General features: G+C 45.7%; 21 protein-coding genes and 2 pseudogenes. 4 read left to right on the top strand and 19 right to left on the bottom strand.

The window, feature by feature from the left end; all coding sequences use genetic code 11:
• Position 1: 1 nt before the first annotated feature.
• The 12 genes from AC07KQ_RS05235 to AC07KQ_RS05180 all read right to left on the bottom strand — a co-directional run bounded on the left by AC07KQ_RS05235 (position 2) and on the right by AC07KQ_RS05180 (position 7,114).
• A complete protein-coding gene (locus AC07KQ_RS05235; RefSeq protein ID WP_013245613.1) occupies positions 2-181 on the bottom strand; it encodes a hypothetical protein in 180 nt (59 codons plus the stop codon).
• Positions 147-1,850 carry a terminase large subunit gene (locus AC07KQ_RS05230; protein WP_274991074.1) on the bottom strand — a complete coding sequence of 568 codons (1,704 nt, stop codon included), beginning with the start codon at positions 1,848-1,850 and terminating at the stop codon, positions 147-149. Before AC07KQ_RS05230 ends, AC07KQ_RS05235 begins: the two co-directional genes overlap by 35 nt.
• Positions 1,847-2,317 (bottom strand): phage terminase small subunit P27 family, encoded by a 471-nt coding sequence (locus AC07KQ_RS05225; protein ID WP_013245611.1) that lies wholly within the window; start codon positions 2,315-2,317, stop codon positions 1,847-1,849. Before AC07KQ_RS05225 ends, AC07KQ_RS05230 begins: the two co-directional genes overlap by 4 nt.
• 124 nt (positions 2,318-2,441) lie before the next feature.
• The gene (locus AC07KQ_RS05220) at positions 2,442-2,816 is read right to left on the bottom strand and encodes an HNH endonuclease signature motif containing protein (protein ID WP_013245610.1); all 375 of its coding nucleotides are present in this window, start codon (positions 2,814-2,816) and stop codon (positions 2,442-2,444) included.
• Positions 2,817-2,898: 82 nt separating this feature from the next.
• Entirely contained in the window at positions 2,899-3,240 is a 342-nt protein-coding gene (locus tag AC07KQ_RS05215; RefSeq protein WP_013245609.1) for a hypothetical protein, read from the bottom strand.
• 272 nt (positions 3,241-3,512) lie between these two features.
• Positions 3,513-4,937: a virulence-associated E family protein gene (locus AC07KQ_RS05210; RefSeq protein WP_274991075.1), complete on the bottom strand. Its 1,425-nt coding sequence runs from the start codon at positions 4,935-4,937 to the stop codon at positions 3,513-3,515.
• Positions 4,930-5,757 carry a bifunctional DNA primase/polymerase gene (locus tag AC07KQ_RS05205; RefSeq protein WP_043925799.1) on the bottom strand — a complete coding sequence of 276 codons (828 nt, stop codon included), beginning with the start codon at positions 5,755-5,757 and terminating at the stop codon, positions 4,930-4,932. Before AC07KQ_RS05205 ends, AC07KQ_RS05210 begins: the two co-directional genes overlap by 8 nt.
• Positions 5,741-5,929, bottom strand: a complete 189-nt coding sequence (locus AC07KQ_RS05200; protein ID WP_013245606.1) for a hypothetical protein — start codon at positions 5,927-5,929, stop codon at positions 5,741-5,743. The genes AC07KQ_RS05205 and AC07KQ_RS05200 overlap by 17 nt, the downstream gene beginning before the upstream one ends.
• Positions 5,926-6,201 carry a hypothetical protein gene (locus AC07KQ_RS05195; protein ID WP_013245605.1) on the bottom strand — a complete coding sequence of 92 codons (276 nt, stop codon included), beginning with the start codon at positions 6,199-6,201 and terminating at the stop codon, positions 5,926-5,928. The genes AC07KQ_RS05200 and AC07KQ_RS05195 overlap by 4 nt, the downstream gene beginning before the upstream one ends.
• Before the next feature lie 44 nt (positions 6,202-6,245).
• Positions 6,246-6,437: a hypothetical protein gene (locus tag AC07KQ_RS05190; protein ID WP_013245604.1), complete on the bottom strand. Its 192-nt coding sequence runs from the start codon at positions 6,435-6,437 to the stop codon at positions 6,246-6,248.
• Positions 6,438-6,547: 110 nt separating this feature from the next.
• Positions 6,548-6,769, bottom strand: a complete 222-nt coding sequence (locus tag AC07KQ_RS05185; RefSeq protein WP_013245602.1) for a hypothetical protein — start codon at positions 6,767-6,769, stop codon at positions 6,548-6,550.
• A gap of 69 nt (positions 6,770-6,838) precedes the next feature.
• Positions 6,839-7,114, bottom strand: a complete 276-nt coding sequence (locus AC07KQ_RS05180; protein ID WP_013245601.1) for a helix-turn-helix domain-containing protein — start codon at positions 7,112-7,114, stop codon at positions 6,839-6,841.
• Positions 7,115-7,249: 135 nt separating this feature from the next.
• Here AC07KQ_RS05180 and AC07KQ_RS05175 point away from each other — a divergent pair, with 135 nt between their 5' ends.
• The 4 genes from AC07KQ_RS05175 (at position 7,250) to AC07KQ_RS05160 (ending at position 9,852) form a co-directional block, all read left to right on the top strand.
• Complete coding sequence (locus AC07KQ_RS05175) at positions 7,250-7,822, top strand: helix-turn-helix domain-containing protein (RefSeq protein ID WP_048481301.1); 573 nt, start codon at positions 7,250-7,252, stop codon at positions 7,820-7,822.
• A gap of 163 nt (positions 7,823-7,985) precedes the next feature.
• Entirely contained in the window at positions 7,986-9,134 is a 1,149-nt protein-coding gene (locus tag AC07KQ_RS05170; protein ID WP_013245598.1) for a tyrosine-type recombinase/integrase, read from the top strand.
• 271 nt (positions 9,135-9,405) lie between these two features.
• On the top strand, positions 9,406-9,714 hold the full coding sequence (locus tag AC07KQ_RS05165) for a hypothetical protein (RefSeq protein ID WP_003569727.1): 309 nt from the start codon (positions 9,406-9,408) through the stop codon (positions 9,712-9,714).
• A 15-nt stretch (positions 9,715-9,729) separates the two neighbouring features.
• Positions 9,730-9,852 (top strand): hypothetical protein, encoded by a 123-nt coding sequence (locus AC07KQ_RS05160; protein ID WP_003564429.1) that lies wholly within the window; start codon positions 9,730-9,732, stop codon positions 9,850-9,852.
• Between the two features lie 132 nt (positions 9,853-9,984).
• Here AC07KQ_RS05160 and AC07KQ_RS05155 read toward each other — a convergent pair.
• The 7 genes and pseudogenes from AC07KQ_RS05155 to AC07KQ_RS05125 all read right to left on the bottom strand — a co-directional run.
• Positions 9,985-11,778 (bottom strand): annotated as a pseudogene (locus tag AC07KQ_RS05155) (alpha-galactosidase); the annotation flags it as partial.
• Between the two features lie 19 nt (positions 11,779-11,797).
• Positions 11,798-12,718 carry an IS30 family transposase gene (locus AC07KQ_RS05150; RefSeq protein WP_003574021.1) on the bottom strand — a complete coding sequence of 307 codons (921 nt, stop codon included), beginning with the start codon at positions 12,716-12,718 and terminating at the stop codon, positions 11,798-11,800.
• A gap of 109 nt (positions 12,719-12,827) precedes the next feature.
• Positions 12,828-13,331, bottom strand: a pseudogene (locus tag AC07KQ_RS05145) (glycoside hydrolase family 36 N-terminal domain-containing protein); the annotation flags it as partial.
• A gap of 277 nt (positions 13,332-13,608) precedes the next feature.
• Positions 13,609-14,478 (bottom strand): lysophospholipid acyltransferase family protein, encoded by an 870-nt coding sequence (locus tag AC07KQ_RS05140; RefSeq protein WP_003569724.1) that lies wholly within the window; start codon positions 14,476-14,478, stop codon positions 13,609-13,611.
• Positions 14,475-15,431, bottom strand: coding sequence for a glycosyltransferase family 8 protein (locus AC07KQ_RS05135; protein ID WP_003578518.1), 957 nt, complete (start codon positions 15,429-15,431; stop codon positions 14,475-14,477). Before AC07KQ_RS05135 ends, AC07KQ_RS05140 begins: the two co-directional genes overlap by 4 nt.
• A complete protein-coding gene (locus AC07KQ_RS05130) occupies positions 15,432-16,271 on the bottom strand; it encodes a glycosyltransferase family 8 protein (RefSeq protein WP_013245596.1) in 840 nt (279 codons plus the stop codon).
• Positions 16,268-17,032: a lysophospholipid acyltransferase family protein gene (locus tag AC07KQ_RS05125; protein WP_003564418.1), complete on the bottom strand. Its 765-nt coding sequence runs from the start codon at positions 17,030-17,032 to the stop codon at positions 16,268-16,270. Before AC07KQ_RS05125 ends, AC07KQ_RS05130 begins: the two co-directional genes overlap by 4 nt.
• Positions 17,033-17,120: the final 88 nt, after the last annotated feature.

Genomic DNA, 17,120 nt, shown 5'->3' with positions numbered 1-17,120 from the left:
TTCACCTCCCTTTGTTGAAGTTGATGATGACTGCGACAGAGATAAGAGCCGTGCCGACTGCTATCATGCCAACACCAAACCCGAACAGCCACCAGATACCGACAACCATACAGATCAGCCCCAGTAGTAATAGCACGGTCTGCACATTAAAAACTAAAGTCATCGCTCGAATAAAAGTCATTGTCTGCCACCTCGCTTTCCTTGCTTTGATCCATTGCAATTGTGTAAGCATTCATCAGTGCGGCTACGGGGTCAATCTTCGTAGCGTTGCGAGCCTTATCGATAATTGGATTGTTATTAGCGTCATATTTCAGAATAGCGTTGTTCACCGCATAGGCCAGTAACTGATTATCAGGGTGCTTTAACTGGCCATTGAAGAGATCATCACGAAAACGAGTTGTCGGAATTGAAAGTGTTCTAACACCTTGTCGCACCTCAAGCAGTGGCAAATCGCGTTTTTCAAATTCTGGAATCAGGTAGCCCATCGCGAAGGGATCGTAACAGATGGCACGCACGTTCCACTGGTTCCGTTCGATCAGGTCGAGAATGAAGCGCAAAACTTCGTCATAGTCGATCATGCCGCTGTCGAGTTTGGTAATGCTACATTCGCCACGACTAGCACCACTGATGTAGTCGAATCCGTCACGCTTGATTTTCTCTTCCAGTCCGTACTTCGTTCCTACGAATGAATGGCTGTCAGCATACAGGTAGCCATCTTCTGGAACTAACCACGAAATACTGGTCAGGTCGCTAGACTTGGAAAGGTCAAGTCCGATATACACGTCCTTGTCTCTGGTGTCTGGTGGCTCGATAGTGGCTTTCTCCCAGTCGTCAAGACTGATGTAACTGTCTGCTCTGGCTGATTGCCACATGTTGAAGTTCTTGACGAGAATTGGCCGCAGGGTTCCTTGCTTGGCTGCTAGATCAACATCAGCTTGCAAGCTAGGCCGCATTGTCTTCGCTCTTTCAGCATTAGCCAGTAGTGGATTTGACTTCTCCCAAGTCTCTGGTGCAAAGGCATCATCCTTGCTGTCTTGCTCAAAAATGGCAATAAAATACCGATCTGCTTGTTCGCGACCGGTTAAGACTTTGGAGACAAATTTATATTCTTTATACATAGGACCATTCAGGTCTGGCCCCGTGGTCGAGATGACGGCCAACAAACTGTTGTCGCTGTTTATCTGGCCAGTTTTGAGTGTTCGTAGAATCTCATCGCTACGAGCTAAGGCAAACTCATCAATAATAGCCAAGTCACTTTGATAACCATCTAGGCTATGCAGATCAGACGCAAGCGGAACAGCTGGGCTGTTGCTCGGCAAGTCGATGATTTCGTTACGGTTGATCTTCAAACGATCACGCACCGATTTAGACATCTTAGAGACCTGACGCAAACCACTAGACAGCATGTCAAAAGCCAAATGTGCTTGAGCGTTGCTGTTGGCTGTATAGACGATCTCTCGGTTCATGGCTGGCTTGTTCTCCCTGAGGAGATACAACGCACCTAGATCAGCCATCAGGAAGCTCTTACCATTCTTGCGTGCCATGCTGATGTAGGCTCGATCATACCGGCGATTGCCAGTTTCCTTATCACGCCAGCCGAACAGCTCTGAAATCAACCACTTCTGAAACAGCTCTAACTTGAGTGGTGACCCATCACGTGCCGGCATCAGTTCGATAAACTCAATGGCTTTGTTGGCAAAGTCCTCATCAAAGTAATACGGCCATGGATTCTTCTTGCGCTTGCTGGCTCTCAAATCTCTGCGATAACGTCTTGCTGCTTGCTTAATTTTTTTACCGGCAACAATCTCACCACTTAGTACCTTGTCGGTGTATTCAGTCGCATAGTTCACGATGACACCAGCTCTGCAAACGGATCGTCAGGCTTCTTCTTAGTCTCACTCTTTAAGGCAAGTTTCGCCCGGCTATACACTGACAGTCCCAATACTTCGTCAATGCGCATCATTTGATTTGTGGCATCCAGCTTCATTTTAACTGCTGGGTTAGCTTTCACACTATCGGTGGTTTCAACCATCATACCTTGTTCTTGAATTAGCTCGGCAGCTTTCTGAATGTCAGAATAGGCTTGGCAATGACTGGCAATCAGGGCGGCATCTAGTTCACTCACTGGAATGTCTTTTTTGAGTAATGGTACAATACGGTGCCACTCGGTCACAGCATAGTCATCAAGCCATGTAGGGGGCTGTACTTGCAATTCTTTGTAAGTGAACAGTGCTTTTTCAGAGGCAACACGATCAGCTAACTGTTTTTTGGATAAATGTGCACTTAGGTTAGTCACTGATTTTAGGGGTGCTCCCATGTGTAACGTCCTTTCTGAATTTGTATTCGTTTATACCTATTATAATTATAACACATTGATTATACATAGGTTCTGTGATTTTCGGTATTCATCGAAAAGAAAAGAGGCCGACCGTTCTTTCGCTCTAAAATTTGCGGGCGGGGGTCGATCTCTTGGGGGATCTCATCCGGCGTTGTGCTACCTCCCGGGCGGTCTTGGCGTTATGACAAGTCTGGCACAAGCTTTGTAAATTGCTCTCATCAAGCCTGTGTTGCCAACCATAAGCTGTTTTGATTGGCTCAATATGATCAACAAGCACAGCTTGACGAATAATCCCACGTTTCAAACAGCTAGCACAAGTTGGATTGCGCAACCTGAATGACTTTGAAAGCTTTGTCCATGTTGTTGACTTGTAGAAACGTAATTCCTTCTCTTCGTATTGCATGCGTTCCTGATTCGTCGCTTGTTTGCTCTTGTCTTGCTTATGCTCCTCGCAAAAGCGTTGATTGAACGGGATCATGCGACGGCACCCGGGGTGCATGCAAATGTGCAAAGGCACACTCATTTGCATCACTTCGCTTTCATCTCGGCCTTGGGGGTTCTTAATATCTCTTATCCTTGACGAGATCAATCATGCGGTCAATTGAACTAATAGTGTCACTTGCTGAGGAGCAAAGTTCATGGTATGCAATGTGGCTAATGCTTCCATATGAAGATCGTGTCAATAGATTAACATGTGAGAATTGAAAACCATCTGACATTTCAAACGTTGGATATACTTCAATTTCATAGCCTTCACGTTGCTTAACAATGATGAACCAATCTTTTGGTGTCATGCTACGAACTAAGTAGCGTTCTTTTACAAGCGCCCCAAGTTCAGCCCATTTGTCTCGATCGTGTTTAACGTCTACAAGTGCTGCTTTGCGATATGCTGTTTTTGTCATTTCAATTTCTCCTTGTGGGTAGTTTTAAACTTGTTTGTTTTATACGTGGCACACGTGGCACACCTGGAACATCGTTGATATAACGGGGTTTATCTGTGCCAATTCTGAAATTCTACGTGGCACATACCTGGCACACGCGTGGCACGGAATTAATATGTGCCACGTATGCCCCGTCTTGTGCCACGTCTGTGCCACGTATCAAATCGCTGTAAGCGTTGATACTACTGCATTGTGCCACGTGTGCCGCTTGTGCCACGTTAAAAATATGAAGTTTACTGTCGAACGTATCCGCGCGGTTGCCCTCCGGCTATACGGATTCGTTGCGCTTGCCAACCGGGCATGTTGTCCATAATGAGCTTGATCCGTTTTGCATCAGAGTTTGTGCGCCCCATCAGGTAACGATCGACTGACTTGTCGAACACGACTTCCATGATCTCTCTAGTCGTGGTTTGTTGCATTGGTTGTAATTCTCCAGCATCCAGGTGCTGTTGTAACCAAGTAGCAACATCGCCGTTATGATCAATATGAGTGTGAAAAAAGCTGGCCTTTAGGCTCAATGACAACTTTTCCCAGTTTGATGGTACTTTCATGTTGAGGAAGTCTTCGATGGCCTCTTTCATAGGATCAACGGTCTCTGCTTCTTGTTGATATGGTTTAGCCAGTTGCATCAGCTTATCATCAGCAAAGACACTCTCACCTGCATCCACCCATGTTTTGACCTCTGCCAGTACCTGATGTACATCGTGGTTGATCTTCGGCACGCTTTCTTCATTGCGCCACACCACCTTTGTGGGCTTTGTAACGCCACATCTGATAGGGAAGAAACGGCGTTCACCAGTAGCGTCTTTCAAGTAGTCCTGTTGATTAGTGCTGCCAATGAACACACACTTGCGTAAATGTGGATAAACATAATGGCTATAACTCCCTCGGTATGAATCAGACTGGGCGCTAATGAAACTCTTAGCCGACTCAATCTCAGTTTTTTTCATTGCAGAAAGTTCACCGAGTTCCATGATCCAGTTACCTTGCAGCTTCTTATAATCTTCGTCCGTTTTGCCCATTGATTTTAATGAATCGCTGAACTTTGTCGGGAATAAGTTACGAGCAGCCGTGCTCTTACCAAGTCCTTGTTTACCTTCAAGAATTGGAACGAGTTCAAACTTGCAACCGGGTTGATAGACACGTTTTACAGCGCCAGCTAACCATTTACGAGTAACAGCACGGGTATATTCATTGTCCTCGGCAGCTAGATAGTCGATGAAGTAACGTTCTGCTCTAGGGGTACCGTCCCATTTTTCCGTTTCAATCCAGTCTTTAACCGGATTAATTGAATGTTCCTTGCCAACAACAACCATGGCATCTTGCTCATTCTGCTTGCTAAACAAGAGATTGTGCTTACGCTCCATATATGAGCGGACGACAGCATCATCTTCATCAGTCCAAAAACCCTTACGAATCGGCAATCCTTTAACGCCTTTTGTCTTGATGAGCATCTCTGAAAAGTCGTCCCAAGCAACGACATTGGCGAAGGCTTGATCATTATCAAGTAGCAGTTGAATATTAACCACCGAATCTTTTCTAATCCCACCATTGCCATCAAGTTTAAGGTCATTTCGCCATTGCTCTTGGCCTGTAAAATCAACGTTGACCACTTTCTTGGCTTCTTGCTTAATATCTTCGGGCATTGCTTTAACCAACCGCACGCCTCCTCTCTTCGGCTTTCAATACTGACTTGAAAATCTTGTTCACTTCGGCTTCTGACAGGGGTGTATCTAGATAGTTATCATTAGTTGTAAACAGCAGGTTATATACTGTCTGCGGTTCTGCACCAGTGAAAAACATTTTGCCAGCAATCATAGTCAGAAAATCATTGCGATTGCCGGTACTAGTGCCGTTCACTATTTCATCTAGTAGCTTGCCTGTCCATCGTTTACCTCGATAAACTGTTGAACCACCCAACTGTGGGTTAGGGTGGCTGACACGTTGGATTTCATCTAGTAACCACTGAGGCACTGGGGCTAGCTTGGTGATCTTGTGCCCTTTGAGTGGTTGATACATGCCGTTCTCGCGAATGCTAGGAAAAACCGGCACACCAGTTGCAATATAATCAAGGCCGGTTTTCTCGCCATTCTTAGAGAACAGATCTGATCGACTGGTTAGCTGCAATTCCTTGGGATAGGTGAAGAAAATATGAAGTCCACCGTTTGGCGTTGTTTCTATATAGGTAGATGGAATTTGATCAGCACGACCCTCAGCGCTCAATTTAGCCAACGACTCATTGCCATTAGCCTCGCTTTTATGCCCCATATCAATATCGAATACCAGCACACCATCAAGCCCCAAGCCAATATTGTAATTAGGATGTTCGCCCCACCATTTCTTGGCTTGTTCTGGGTCTTTGGTAGCGTCCTTATAGCCGTGGGAACCATTAATCGGTGTTCTGGTCGCGGGCGCAAGTGGATAGACTGCAAAGCCATGCTGCTGATATCCAAGCGCTACTTTAAGCACGTCGACCATCGACAGCATCTCCCTCCATAAGTAGACGGCGAGCATCAATAATCATGTCAGCGACTGTGTCGGCCAGTGCTGATTGCTGTTCATTATTGATCTGATGTCGCAAGATATTCACCATTGCACTTGTATCGCTCAAAAGTGCCTGTGCGGTTGTATAGTAATCTTCCTTCATCATTTGTTTACCTCATCAATCGTTGCCAAGCTGCTATCAACGTATTCTTGAATTGCTTTCAGTAGCGCCATCCATGTATAAAATGAGCGATCCGTACCGTATGCCAAGATTGCAGCATTTTTTTCATTACGATTGCTTTGATATGAAACGACAGAGCCTTCCATAATGTCGAATTCATCACTAAGGGCTTCTAAAAGTCCTTTTGCAGTGCTGAGGTTCCAAGACGCCTCACCTAAATCAGGCGCTTTGGTGCTGTTTGAAACATTTTTCATCATAATTGCCTCCGTTTTCCTTGACAAAGTAACCAATTCGAGGCAAGCTAAAAGTTGATGTATAGCTTTTCGCTTGTCTTTTTCTCGCCTTGAGGTGCAACTCTTGGCGATTTTTTTGTGGCTTCAATCAGTGAGCGTTTCTCGGCTTTTTGCGCTTGCCAGTACCGATCACAATCAGCATCAGCTTGCACGTAGTCTCGCCATTGCCAGCCATATTTTGTGCTAACCATTTTTGGCATGACGATCGTCCTCCGAGAATTGAAAATAAGCGCCGCAGACGGCCCCGATCAGGAACGCCATGCAGAGTGCCGGGACGGTGAGCGGGTGGCTTAGTAGCCACGTAATAATGCTAATCATCGGCATCATCCTCGTTTTCATACAGCTTTAGGATCTCCGATACCCGCAGCAGCTCTTTTGCAGCCGTGATTGCCAGCTCACTGTTGGGGACATGCTTACCACCAACCGTGACACTGCTGTCTTCTGTAATGGCCAGAATGTTGAGGCTAACGTCGTCCATCAAATCTCCGAGTTCGCGGTCTAGTGCCATCTCTTCTTTACTGAATAGCTTCATGATGTTGTGCCTTCCTGACGCTCCTGCGCCTGCCATAAGTTGCTTACAATTTGCCGCCTGCCCAGCAGTCTAAACTTCCCTAGATGCCATGAACTCGATCAACTGCTTCTTGCTGATGCGCTTGGCAGTATTTACATGCGTTACCTTGATTTCGCCACGCTTGATGAGCTTGTCGAGTGTGCCGCGGCTGACAGACAAAAGCTTGCATGCCTCTCCAAGATTCAAGAATTCTGGAATCTGCGGCTGGTTGGTCTGTTGCTGTGGCATCATCTCTGCCACGGTTTGACGTACGAGCGACCGAAGCTTGTTCTCAAACTCTGATGTAGTGCTAATCTGTAGTTGCATTGGTTTAGCCTCCTTCACTATGAGTAAACAAAAGTTTATACCCGTTTCGGGTATAAATAGACTATATACTCATAATGAATATCTGTAAATAGGTGCTAGACATTTTTTTCAAATCGAGTAACATCAATTCAGGAGGTGATCACTTTGAAAAATAGAATCAAGGCATTTCGCTACGAAAAAGGCTGGACATTAAGCCAACTTGCAAAGAAGGCTGGTATGCCCATAACAACTCTTAGCAACTATGAACGTGGAACGAGAACACCCTCTGCTGAAGTTTTAAAAAAACTAGCTGATATTTTTGAAACAAATACTGCTTATTTAATGGGACTGACTGATGCTCCGGCTGAAACACTAACAAACAGCAATTTAAAAAATATTAAATTTGAAGTCAGAAGCGAAGCATTTCAACGTCTCGCTAATATAGTGCTTTCAATCGGCTCGGAATATGGGGGTAATATTGATGAGGACTCGGAAAATATTGTTTCTCATATATTGCGATTTTATATTTCGTCTAGTCGTAGTGAGCATTTGCACGAAAACATAGAAGAACTTCAGATTGTTTTATCTCTGTTAGTACAATTGGTCGATTCTGATTCTAGGCAAAAACCTCTTGGCGTTGATGATTTTGTGAAAATACAAAATGCAATTAACAATCAAATATCTAGGTTATATTTAAACAACCACGGGCAGTATACAATTAGTGATTAAGCTGTCCTTCTTATGAAGATACATTAGGATTCTTGTTACTGTGGAGATCCATTAAGCATGATTATTATCATGGCTGAAAAATCAGCCGCCACCTTTTCGCCATTTCCGGCGAAAACTCTCCAATCTAACACCGCCTGCCCAGCGTGACGGATAGGAGAAGAATATGGCAATTAAGAAAGTCGAGCTTAAGTCTGGTGCAGTTCGCTACCGCGTAACGGTCAATGCTGGGCTTGTTGCTGGAAAACGCAAGAATATTGTTCGCAATGTTCAAAGCATGCAAAAAGCACGTCTACTAGAGTCAAAACTCAAGCTAGACGTGGCTAATGGTTTATATGATGAAAACGACACTACCCCACCGGTTCATACCTTTAGTGATTTGTACAATCAGTGGTGGCCAATCTATGTTCAAACTGTGGAAGGAAGTACAGCCTATAAGACTAAGCAGCTTTTCAATAACCACTTGATCCCTATGTTTGGTTCTAAAACTCTCACCGCGATAAAAACCGGCAGCATTCAAAGTGCTGTCAGTCAGTGGCGAGAAACAACCACCAAGGCATACAAGGAACGTTTCATTTATTTGAAAAAGATACTCTCATTTGCTGTTAAGATGCAGTACATCGAAAAGAACCCCGCAGACGGTGTCGAATTGCCACGCGGGGTACGATCTGGAAAGTCACCAGTGTACTGGGATAACAAGCAAGTCGCCCGATTCCTAACTTGCATTGATCCTAATAACGATCCAGAAAAGTACACAATGTTTCTGCTGATGGTTAGCACCGGTATCAGGCGTGAAGAACTATGCGCCCTGAACGTATCAGATGTTAATTTCAAAACGTCCACACTCTCAATCAATAAAGCCTATGCAACTGGTCTGAATGGTAAGGAATCAATTAAAGGCACCAAGTCAACCGCGGGTATGCGCACAATACCATTAACCCCGAAAGTGACAATACAGCTTAAAAAGTGGATAGCATTACTTGATGCAAGCAAGATTATCAGCATTAGAGATGATCGGCCACTGTTTCCATCTCCACAACACTTTGAAAAACGTTTAGGCATTAACAGGCCTAACAAGTGGCTGAAAGATATTATTGAAGCAAACCACCTTACACCTCGCATCACATTGCACGGTCTGCGTAAGTCTTTTGTAACGAATATGATTCGCAGTGGTGTTGATGTTTCAACTGTGCAGCGGCTTGCGGGTCACTCTACGCCCGATGTGACGCTTCGCATATATGCTGGCATGAATCAGTCGGACGCTAGAGAAGGCATCGACAAATTAGCAGAATATATGGAACAGGTAACATTTTAGGTAACATTTGGAGTAAGGCCACCGCACAAATGCTGTTATATCAGTGGTTGAGGCCAATCGAGTTGGAGACTCCTCACCTCCATTATGACATTTTCCCTTACTTCTAGTTAGTCCTAAAATGCTGGTAAATCAGCGTTTTGGGGCTTTTTATTTTGGGTTGTTTGGAAAATGTGTCCTTGTCGTCACCTAGCAGACAAAAGCTTACCTTCCGTAAGTAAATATTTGCTACAATAGTGCCGTGAGTCTGAAAATGACAAGTAGGAGGAAAATCATGAACGACAAAGTAAAAGCACTTCTCAGCATTTTAGAATCTGCTGGGTTTTCGCACGACGATTTAGCAGGTACTGTTGCCGAACTGAATGACGCCGTTAACGATGGCAAATCAACGTCCATTCAATTGGTCAGTCCCGGCGCAGCTGCGCGTTACATTAAACGGATTAATGACGAAACTGTTTTTACTGCGCGCTTTCGTCATAGCGATGAACCAGATTTATTGAACAATGAATCGAACGATGAACGGATTGAGAATCCTAATCAAGATTCATGCATTGTTGTTAGTTACGATCCTGCCAAACAATAGAAAGGTGTTAATCTCTTGAGCAAAATTTTTTCTCGATCTGTTGGTGTTGTGACACTTGTCGCTGGTGCTGTTGGCATCGTTGCCGGTACCATGAGCTTGGTTACTGGTATTTTGCTAGTAAGCAAGCATCGTGACTAAAAAGGGACAAACAAGTCCGATAGATGAGCTGCAAGTCAAAAACTGATACTTGCAACTCGTTTATCGGGCTTTTTTTAATCATATTCCTGATCTGAACAGCCATTGTTAAACCAAAGCTGTTCGGCAGCACATTTAATGGGCAACTGTTTGCTTGTCGGCATCGGTCTGCTGGCTTTCAATGTGATCCAAACTTGCCACACTATCAAAGGTCAACAGTGCCGATTGATAGTCACCGATTAACTGAGCTTGTGCGCGATTGGCGCCGTTGAATTGGACTGGTAAGCGCACACCAACGCGCTGGAGGACATCCCCGGAAATTGGACCTGTGTGCTGATTGACCCAATACGGTGTGTCAGATTTTGCCAATGGTACCTTCATATACTGCACGGTGCGACTGTCTGCATCAGCCAAGACTCGGAAAAAGCCAAGAACAAGGTGCTTGCGATCATGAGCGCTGAGCAACCACGCCACCTGATTCTGACCATTGGACTGTCGCGGTAACAATAGGCTAAAGTCGCCTTTCAGTACTAGCGGTTGTAAGGCGTGGTAATAGGCAATTTGAGCCTTGATCGTAGCCAATGTTCGCGCATCAAGTTTGGTCAGATCCAGTTCATAACCAAGAATCCCAAAGGCCGCCACCCGAAACCGCGTGACCAGCGGCGTTGATCGACCAACCTGTTCATTCGGCACGGCCGTCACATGATTGCTCATACAGCTCAATGGATAGGCCAAAGCCGTGCCTGATTGAATGGCGAGGCGTTCGATCGCATCGGAATCATCACTAGTCCAAATTTGCGGGCTGTAGAACAGAATGCCCAGATCAAAGCGGCCACCACCGCCGGCACACCCTTCAATCAATAAATGCGGGAATGCTGTTAGCAGCTTCTGATAGAGCGTGTACACGCCTTGTACATAACGATGGAAGAACTCGCCTTGCGGATGACCGATCTTTTCGAGATACGGTGAAAAGGCCTCTGTAATGCTGCGATTAAGATCCCACTTCACATAATCCAAGTTGGTTTCAGTGATGACCTTTTGCATCTGTTCAAAAATATTGTTGACGACAGCTGGGTTGCTGAAGTCTAACACATATTGATTACGCGTGATCGAGATACGACCCTTTTTTGGTCGAACGACCCAATTCGGATGGGCTTGGAAGAATTGAGATCGCGGTGAAACCATCTCGGGTTCAAACCAAAGGCCAAACTGCAGGCCCATCGCGTGAATTTCCTGAGCAAAATGGCCGAGACCGTCGGGAAATTTATGCTTATTAGTAAACCAATCACCCAAGGAACTCAAATCATTGTCGCGCGTTCCGAACCAGCCATCATCCAGCACAAAGCAGTCCACACCGACCTGCTTGCCGAGTGCCGCTAACTTGAGCAACTTCTTCTCGTTCAAATCAAAGTAAGTCGCTTCCCAGCTGTTTAAGACGACCGGACGCTGCTTTTGACGCCATTGCGGATCAATAATATGGCGAGCAACAAAACGTTGATTGGCCTGAGCTAAGCCGGCAAGACCACCAGAGCTATAACTAAACACGGTTTCTGGCGTGGTAAAACTGGTTTTTGGATCCAACCGCCAACTAAACGATGCGGGATGAATGCCAGTTAGCAATCGAGTCTGATCCCATTCGTTGACCTCGGTGCTGTCCAGAAAGTTGCCCGAATAAATCAAGTTCGCCCCATAGGTATCGCCTGCTGCAAACGGCTGTCCCGCTGCATGTAAGGCCACAAAAGGATTCTGTTCATGACTGGAGGCACCACGTAGCGATTCAACTGAAAAAGTTCCCTGGGTTAACGGTTGCGTTTGAATATGACGCTCCTTCGCCCAATTACCAGATAAATGAACAACGTCATACCGTCCTTGCGGCAAGTTCAAAACGCCACTCAGCATGCGTTGAATCATCACTGGTGCTGTCCCTTCCTAGATTGCAATAATAAAGTTACCACCTAGAAAGAGGCTTGCTCACTGCTTGAACTGGGGTTTGCCAACGGAGACATTTTCTAGGTTTGTTATTGATAAGCGCTGTGGCTTGTTGAATATCGGTCTCTGAAACCTGATCAAACTGTGTTCCCTTCGGGAAATAGTAGCGAAGTTCTCGATTGAACCGTTCATTTGTGCCCCGTTCATTCGGGTGATAGGCGTGGCAAAAGTAAACCGGTATCCGATAGCGCTTTGTAAGCGCCTGATCGCAGGAAAACTCTTTACCGTGATCAACCGTCACTGATCGAACCGGACCCGGAAAGTCCACCATCAGTCTTGCAAATCCCTTGAGAACAGCATTTTGTGATAAGTTTTCAAGCTTAGTTGTCGCCATTAAACGTGTCACCCGATCGACAATGGTCAAAACAGCAGCCTTTGACCCGCGACCACCGCGAACTGTATCCATCTCTAAATGTCCTTTTTCGGTTCGCCGATTAGCTGACTCACTGCGAATCTCAATTGAGGTGCCTACTGCTTGGTTATAGCGCGACCGAAGGTCTTGTCTTCTTTTATGACGTTTACCGTGATCAAAGAGTTGGCTTGGCTGAAAATCGACTTGTCTTTGATAAATCCAGTGGTAAATCGTGTGTGGCGCACAGTGAACGGCATAACCGACCATTTCAGGGGACCAACCTAGGTTTAGCTTCTCAGTTACCATCCGCTTCAACTTAGGCGTTAAAATCGAGTGCCGACCACAACGATGCCGACAAGTATCGGCATGATCCTGAGCTATAATGGCGCAGTAATCACCTTCAGGGCAACGGTGAAGCTCATGCCTAATAGAAATACGAGAGCGGCCTAAGGTCGCGGCGATGTATTGAATCGTGTGGTGTTGCATCAGTTCTATCTGAGATCGTTCAATTAAGGTTATAATGGCCATGGGACCTGTCCTTCTCTCTAGATGGTATGTTATGCAAACACCATTTTAGCAAGAACGGACAGGTCTTTTTTCACATTTTCTGGGTGGTAACTTTAATTATGCAATCTAGGCCTTGATTGGTTAGTGTGGCGGAACGAACAATTGCCGCACTGTCGGCAAAAATCGTATATTGCAACGTTAGCAACAATTGGGCCGTTTTATCTTCAAGATGAATCGTCAGCACATCGGTCAATGCCGGATTGCCGAAACTCGTCGGATGGTGCAAGTCCCGCGTTTTCGTATGTGTCAATTGATCATCTTTAAAAACAAAGTTCGGATAAATTGGCATATCATCTTGAGTCACACTCAGGCTGCCTTGGCGAAAATCACCAGTTCCGTAAACGGGATACTCCTGTTGTGCATCACCCAAGGCAAATTCCTGGTCGTCTGAAAAATTGGCCATCCACGCAAACGGACTTGGGCCTTGAGACAAATAGGTTAAGTCGTTCTTAGTTAATGACAAGCGCGGACCAAAATAAAGATGCCCAAGCTGACCATTCGGCAGCAAAGCGCAAATATAACTGATTTGATTGTTGTGAAGATGAAAAGCTTGATTATTTATAACATCTATCAAAGCGTAGCCTCCTTCAAATATAACCTCTTACTTCCGTTATAGCATAACAAGCAAGTTGGTGAAGGACCTGTGCGCCACTATCAATCGATCACTATGAAGGTTACGGTTGGCATTCGCCGCAGCATACCAAATGGCACCGAGACATTTACTGTCACTTTGGCCTCGGTTATTTAGTTGATCCGTTCATGCTCAAAAAAATCGGCACTTGGCGGACAGATTGTCCAACAAGTGCCGAGCACATTTTCTTTTTAAATGAAATAAAAATATTTCTTGCTAGTTACTGCGGGTCCCAACCAGCTATATCTTGGTCGCTGAATGCATAAGTCAGCGGCTTGCCATAAGCAGCTTCATAAGCCTGCCGCTTTTGAGCATAGTCGCGTTGCATCATTTGAAAACTGTTGTCTCTGACGGATAAGTTGCGATCCGGGTAGATCGGATCAAGTACATGCAGGACATAACTGACCTCGCGTAATTGATCATTCTCACGCGCCTTCAAATCACGAATCTCAGTGAAACACGAGATAATGGGCACCCCGGCCTCAGCCGCATAAAAATATGATCCGCGCTTGGGTGGACGCGGCTTGCGATAATTGAACCACATTTCTTGCTCTGGGTAAATTAACACCCAATGATGTCCAGAAAAGGCCTTCGTTAGCATTTGCATAAATGGTCCGTTAAGAAAACTTGGACGACCGGATAGTGGAATTGTATCGTCATAATTCATGACAAATCCCAGCAACCCTTTCATGGCCAAGTTGGTGTCTTGACTCACGATATACATCCGGTGGCGGCCAGCTAAACGGACAGCTTTGCGAATCGCCATATTTTCAAACGGACTAAAGTGGTTGCTCGTGATGACACCACCGCTTTTAATCGCCCGAATCTTTTCAACCCCAACAACTTCAACATCGCTGGTGACCCTCACTGCATAAGCATTCACCAGCAATCGGCAAATAAAAGTTTTCACTCGGAATGTCCAGCGTTGCCGCTGATGTAAATAATGATCAATAATAGCTGTTTCTTGTGCTTCCGAGAAAGTCGGGTCGTGTTCTTCCACCTTAACGTTGAATGCCTTAGCCGCCACCGCGCGACGAATATTTTCGATCACCGCGGCTCGGTCTGGTCCAACAAACTTGCCGGATTTCATAGCGCCACCTGTTCACCATGCTTGATTGCGTTCAAGATCGTGTTATCAGTATGGCAAACTTGAACGGCGGTTTTTAGCATCGCCGCCATGCTGTCCCGATCCGATTGTTGATCAGCTGACGTAAACGCCGCCAACTGCTGCTTCAAATCCGTTTCAAAACCAGATGCTGGCGCATAATGCCAAAAGTTTGCCGCTAACTTAGCATCGCGGTAATGCCATGGCTTGCCAAAAAGATTGTAGTGAATTAACTTGCCGCCTGATTCAGCAGCAGTCGGGACACCTGTTTGCATATTCCAAGTTTTTGGCAGGTACTTGATTCGATGCTGTGCGATCACATTGATGTAATCTTGATCCGCGGCAATCATTGTAAAATGATACGTTTTTAGCAAATGCAGAAACCGGTCGGAGAAATGTTCCTGCCGCATCTGGGCGAGATTCAAAATCAATACCCCGGAATTGATGTATTCACCTGGTTGAACACCAAAATCACGCTGAATGTATTCAATGGTTTCCGGGTATGTCATCATCACCGGATCTGCAACACCAGCGACTAAATTATCGCCTAGGTCAGTCGTAAACAATTCTGCCAAATCACCATCGGCAACCGTATCGGCATCAATATAAATCGCTTTATCATATTGCGGGAACATGTCAGCAATGAATAGCCGGAAATAAATCGTCAACGTCACATAATCGCCGCGCAGTTTATTTGTGTCGCCACTAATCTGCTGCGTGACCGCGTCCATGTCGATAAAGTTAATCGTAAAATGCGGCGCTGCTAAAGCCGCAAGCCGCGTCTGATTCTTTTGAAGTAAACCACTGTTAAGAATGTTGATAACGAAATCAGTTTGCGGATCTTTATTCGTTCGAATAGATGTCAAAGCAACAGCCAGACACGGTACGTAACCGTCATCGACAGAAAAGAAAATGGGAACCGTAGTTTGTTGAGGCATTTAAGACACTTCTTTCAATTTTGGGGCCAACTGACGATAATCGTTTAATAGATCATCATATTCATGAAGGCCAAGTTGTTGATGAACAGCACTGATTTGCCATGGCTTGACCGTCACAATACGAAACCGCGGCCAGAAACGGAATGAGGTGGTGAAATGTTGGAAGACAGTATCCGTTTCGACTTTATGTTGTTCATTATACTTCCGCGGCAAAATCTGCTTTGACTTTGCGATGATATTCAGTGCACTTTGATCTGGCATAAACAGCCAACGATGGCGGATCAGGCGCCGACAGCGAACCAGCAAGCCATCTTGCCGAATGCTAGCAAGGTTCATCAGCAAAACTCCGGAATTAATATAATCAAACCAGGTTAATTTATGATGGAACCACCATTTGCCATAATGATCCAATACACCAGCAATATCGACGTCTTTCATTGGTTCTTGATACAGGTTGCTAAACGATCGACGGCACACAATATCAGTATCAAGATACAACACACGATCTGGCAACTCAGGAATCAAATCAGCATACAAACGCAACATGCAATAAGGGGTAAACATCGTGGTCATGTTTGCTTGCGGCGGATTAGCCATAAATAAATCAGTGATGTCAATCCGCGTCAAGCGGTGCTGCGGATTCTCCTGCCGCATCAAGTCAGCCATGCGCTCAGCCGTCACCTCAGAGAATGGCTGGTAAGCATGGCCACTGACTTTTAGCTTGGCGGTTAACACATAAATATGCAATGGTTGATCGGTATGCCGCATCAATGACAAGGTAGCAATCAAAACGCCATCCGTCATCTTCTCATCACCGCAAAACATGATGTTCATCGTCATGAGTCCGCCTCCTCTCGCTGCTGATAGTGAATATACGTTGCCGTACTCAAGGCGGCGCGAGTAGTCATCGCCGTTCGAACTTGCGCCTCTAACTGCTGCTGACGCGCTTTGAGCGGTAACTGTTCATCTGGCCAAAAAGGGCCGTCGACATACAAGATCCGGCGTGGCTTTTGCCGCCACCGCCGGGCTTGATAAGTCATTGTGGTTGCAAATACTGGTGCATTGGTTGTCACCGGATAATGAAAAGCACCATTTTCAAACGGCCGAATGCCGGTATAGTAAGGCCAGACATGGGCTTCAGGATAAATCATGACCACATGTCGTTGTTTGATAACGCGCCGAATGGCTTGAGCAAACGGGCGCAATTGATGTAACTTGCTTGGCACCAGCAAACCGCCACCATAAGGCACGATTCGTCCTAGAATTGGCACGCTGAGATTAGCCGGTGATGCCAACGTAAAAACCCGGCGCGACTGATTCACGCGCATGGGTGTGAAAACATCCCCAAAAGGCTGAGTGTGATTACCATAAACAAAATAACCGCGCCCGGCAGCCTGGCGAAAGGCCTTGCGATTGCGAACATGTAAGACGCTGCGGCAATACCCTTGGGCAAAAAGCCAAGAACCCGCATAAACCAAATTTGCTTTGATCCGGAACCGCCATGAAGGCTCCCAGCGATAATTATCCGGGATCTCGGTTTCTTGATCAGGTGCAGCAACAACATCGTCTGTCAAGTGGCGATATGTCACGACTTTTGCCATTGTCGGCCCCTCTCTCTATAAACCGCCATCATGATGACGGATGCGTGTTGATCTACGAACCATCAATAGCATAACGCGTTGCTAAAGT

The sequence above is a fragment of the Lacticaseibacillus sp. YLM2-1 genome (assembly GCF_056583465.1).
The sequence above is the reverse complement of the archived record's forward strand: the minus strand, read 5'-3'. Positions and strand labels throughout refer to the sequence as shown.

Bases quoted from the DNA above. Each gene is read 5' to 3' on its own strand.
- AC07KQ_RS05170 (WP_013245598.1), top strand. From the start codon at position 7,986: ATGGCAATTAAGAAAGTCGAGCTTAAGTCTGGTGCAGTTCGCTACCGC.
- AC07KQ_RS05190 (WP_013245604.1), bottom strand. From the start codon at position 6,437: ATGCCAAAAATGGTTAGCACAAAATATGGCTGGCAATGGCGAGACTAC.
- AC07KQ_RS05130 (WP_013245596.1), bottom strand. From the start codon at position 16,271: ATGACGATGAACATCATGTTTTGCGGTGATGAGAAGATGACGGATGGC.
- AC07KQ_RS05125 (WP_003564418.1), bottom strand. From the start codon at position 17,032: ATGGCAAAAGTCGTGACATATCGCCACTTGACAGACGATGTTGTTGCT.
- AC07KQ_RS05135 (WP_003578518.1), bottom strand. From the start codon at position 15,431: ATGCCTCAACAAACTACGGTTCCCATTTTCTTTTCTGTCGATGACGGT.
- AC07KQ_RS05205 (WP_043925799.1), bottom strand. From the start codon at position 5,757: ATGGTCGACGTGCTTAAAGTAGCGCTTGGATATCAGCAGCATGGCTTT.
- AC07KQ_RS05200 (WP_013245606.1), bottom strand. From the start codon at position 5,929: ATGATGAAGGAAGATTACTATACAACCGCACAGGCACTTTTGAGCGAT.
- AC07KQ_RS05150 (WP_003574021.1), bottom strand. From the start codon at position 12,718: ATGGCCATTATAACCTTAATTGAACGATCTCAGATAGAACTGATGCAA.
- AC07KQ_RS05180 (WP_013245601.1), bottom strand. From the start codon at position 7,114: ATGCAACTACAGATTAGCACTACATCAGAGTTTGAGAACAAGCTTCGG.
- AC07KQ_RS05225 (WP_013245611.1), bottom strand. From the start codon at position 2,317: ATGGGAGCACCCCTAAAATCAGTGACTAACCTAAGTGCACATTTATCC.
- AC07KQ_RS05235 (WP_013245613.1), bottom strand. From the start codon at position 181: ATGACTTTTATTCGAGCGATGACTTTAGTTTTTAATGTGCAGACCGTG.
- AC07KQ_RS05185 (WP_013245602.1), bottom strand. From the start codon at position 6,769: ATGAAGCTATTCAGTAAAGAAGAGATGGCACTAGACCGCGAACTCGGA.
- AC07KQ_RS05195 (WP_013245605.1), bottom strand. From the start codon at position 6,201: ATGATGAAAAATGTTTCAAACAGCACCAAAGCGCCTGATTTAGGTGAG.
- AC07KQ_RS05140 (WP_003569724.1), bottom strand. From the start codon at position 14,478: ATGAAATCCGGCAAGTTTGTTGGACCAGACCGAGCCGCGGTGATCGAA.
- AC07KQ_RS05165 (WP_003569727.1), top strand. From the start codon at position 9,406: ATGAACGACAAAGTAAAAGCACTTCTCAGCATTTTAGAATCTGCTGGG.
- AC07KQ_RS05215 (WP_013245609.1), bottom strand. From the start codon at position 3,240: ATGACAAAAACAGCATATCGCAAAGCAGCACTTGTAGACGTTAAACAC.
- AC07KQ_RS05220 (WP_013245610.1), bottom strand. From the start codon at position 2,816: ATGATCCCGTTCAATCAACGCTTTTGCGAGGAGCATAAGCAAGACAAG.